At 32.2% G+C, this 1,080-nt stretch carries 1 protein-coding gene; it reads left to right on the top strand.

All coding sequences use genetic code 11. From position 1 onward, the window contains the following. Nucleotides 1–122: 122 nt before the first annotated feature. The gene (locus tag AC2D8I_RS16235) at nucleotides 123–833 is read left to right on the top strand and encodes a hypothetical protein (RefSeq protein WP_484707163.1); all 711 of its coding nucleotides are present in this window, start codon (nucleotides 123–125) and stop codon (nucleotides 831–833) included. The last annotated feature ends 247 nt before the right edge of the window (nucleotides 834–1,080 follow it).

Raw genomic sequence — 1,080 nt, 5'->3', positions numbered from 1 at the left:
AACCTTATTCCTCTCTTTTGTCTTTTCTTATTTATGTTTAAATTTAATGAATTGTAAACTTAAGAAGTGTAAAAATGCATTAAAACGCATTTTACACGAAACGTTGTAGCCAATGCGAGAAAATGATTGCTAAAGACCAAAATATCGCTTTATTAACTGTTGCAAAAGCAGCTTCGGAAAATTCCGAATGGAAAGACTATGCCGATTATTGTATTGATAGAGAGAAAGGCTTAAGAAAACAAGCATTTAAAAAACTAGCGGAATTTCTAAAATCAACTAAAAATTGGACACTTGACCAAAAAATTGAGTTTACTAAATTCCTATTTCCATTTTTCGAGAACATTCAAGATGCGGATTATGGACCATTTCCTCAACCTTTAAGTGATAAACTTATAAAACCGACTTTGAAAGAATGGTGCGAAATAGAAATAGTTGACAATAGACCATTTCGTTGGTTCGGAAAATATTACAAAAGTGAAGAACATATATTTAAGGCAATCGAATTAAATCCTCAAGATGATTTAGCGAGAGAAACAATCTTAAACTGGTGGACTTACAACATTTATTACTCTATTCATCATTTACCAGATGGCTATATTGGAGATCCTTCGGAGGACATAAAACTTGCTGAAAAGATTGAGGAACAAATTTCCAAATTAACTGACGACAATCGAAAAGAATATTGGACTAAAGAATTGAATGAAGATTTGGAAATTATAGAAAACTATGTGGAATGGAAAAATACAGGACATACTGACTTTGCAAAATGGGGAGAAAAGAATAATAAAAAAGTTGGTTATAATTTAACCCGCAATTATTACTATGAAAAATAGAGCACTGGCTACAACAATGGCTATAAATAATTGCTTGGCATCGCCTACTTCTGAAAATCCGCGTGGATTTTCAGTTTGGTGTATACTTACTAAGTTAAGTACTAACCCACGCAACTACTCATAGCCGAGACCGTTGTAGCCAATTATGACTCGTCCTGAATAAAGGCTACATAATTCAAGTAGATTATGTATAAAAATGACAGAGTTACTAGACGTTACAGTGAATCATTCAAATTAAAAATTTTAG

It is taken from the genome of Lacinutrix sp. YIN62 (assembly GCF_057219185.1).
Note: the sequence above shows the minus strand (reverse complement) of the source record. Positions and strands in the feature narration are given on the sequence as shown.

Bases quoted from the DNA above. Each gene is read 5' to 3' on its own strand.
- AC2D8I_RS16235 (WP_484707163.1), top strand. From the start codon at position 123: ATGATTGCTAAAGACCAAAATATCGCTTTATTAACTGTTGCAAAAGCA.